Annotated in this window: 2 protein-coding genes; both read left to right on the top strand. The window is 63.2% G+C overall.

The window, feature by feature from the left end; all coding sequences use genetic code 11:
- The first annotated feature begins 490 nt into the window (after positions 1-490).
- Positions 491-790 carry a PE family protein gene (locus tag AC5Y5B_RS25175; protein WP_014942104.1) on the top strand — a complete coding sequence of 100 codons (300 nt, stop codon included), beginning with the start codon at positions 491-493 and terminating at the stop codon, positions 788-790.
- Positions 791-1,108: 318 nt separating this feature from the next.
- Entirely contained in the window at positions 1,109-1,405 is a 297-nt protein-coding gene (locus AC5Y5B_RS25170; protein WP_007168951.1) for a WXG100 family type VII secretion target, read from the top strand.
- Positions 1,406-1,479: the final 74 nt, after the last annotated feature.

Here is a 1,479-nt window from a genome sequence, read left to right as displayed (position 1 = left end):
GTTTGCCGGCTGAGCAGCGCCCCGCCACGTGTTCGACGCCGCCACTCGCCACGCTGCCATCAGTGTTCGCAGCGTGATGCGCCTCAAGTCCTCACGATCACTCCCGGGACCCGCCGCCGGCGGCGACCGGGGCAATCCGGCCGGTGAAATGGGCGATAGGAGAGCTCAGCGCCGCACTACCGGGAATGGTCGTCGCATCGAGTCCTTGCGATGGGTTATGCGGCAGTCAGATTTTTATGCCGACCGCCGCGGCCACAGCATCTCGGGCGGCGATTACCAGCAACTTTTTGCCCGGGGGCTGGTACCGTTTGCTATGACTGGCCTGCAAGGGACGGCCGTCGAGGTCAGGCGTTGTTACTGTGTCGTTACCAAAAGTGAATTCGTCGTACCGCCAAGTGAACAATTGCAAACACCGGGCTTCCGCACCAATCTCGGGGGCCACCGTCATCTACTCTCGCAGAGTCGGGGATAGAACTAGGAGGGAACAGATATGTCGTTCGTGACCACACAGCCGGAGGCTTTGGCCGCGGCGGCCGGGAATCTGCAGGCTATCGGGTCGACCTTGAGCGCCCAGAACGCAGCCGCTGCAGCCCCAACGACGGGGGTGGTACCCGCCGCTGCCGACGAGGTGTCGGCGTTGACTGCGGCCCAGTTCGCCGCGCACGCGCAGATGTACCAGGCGGTGAGCGCCCAGGCCGCGGCGATTCACGAGCAGTTCGTGAACACCCTGTCCATGAGCTCAGGTTCGTACGCTGCCACCGAGGCAGCCAACGCGGCCGCCGCCGGCTGATCGGACTGGCGGTTCGGAACCTTGGGACAGAACGTCACCGACGTGGGTTCCAACGTAACCGCCCCGCAGGGAACGATCCCGGGGCCGCAGGGTTGGGCCCGCAGAACGTCCTGCAGCGCAACACGCACTCCGTCAACTCAAACGCCGCGGTTCGGGTTTGACGTCCGTCTCACCGTGACAGCACCCGGTGGCCGCCGGTTGACGGGAAGGGGGGGTCATTTCTATTCATTCGGCACGGCGGTTGCGTAACACGTAAGCGATCCGGCCACCGTCTTCACCACATCACCCAGTAATTACGTAGCAAGGAGAACAGCCGACATGGCAACACGTTTTATGACCGACCCGCACGAGATGCGGGCGATGGCGGGTCGCTTCGAGGTGCACGCCCAGACCGTTGAGGACGAGGCCCGCAAGATGTGGGCGTCGTCGATGAACATCGCCGGCTCGGGCTGGAGCGGTCAGGCCCAGGCCACCTCGTACGACACCATGGGTCAGGTCAACCAGGCCTTCCGCAACATCGTCAACATGCTCCACGGGGTGCGCGACGGACTGATTCGCGACGCGAACAACTACGAGCAGCAAGAGCAGGCCTCGCAGCAGATCCTCAGCAGCTAGCGGTCGAAACCGCTGCTGTACAACACTTTTAAGGAGCAAAGCCAATGAGCATTAACTACCAGTTCGGCGATGTA

It is taken from the genome of Mycobacterium sp. NGS33 (genome assembly GCF_059812885.1).
The sequence above is the reverse complement of the archived record's forward strand: the minus strand, read 5'-3'. Positions and strand labels throughout refer to the sequence as shown.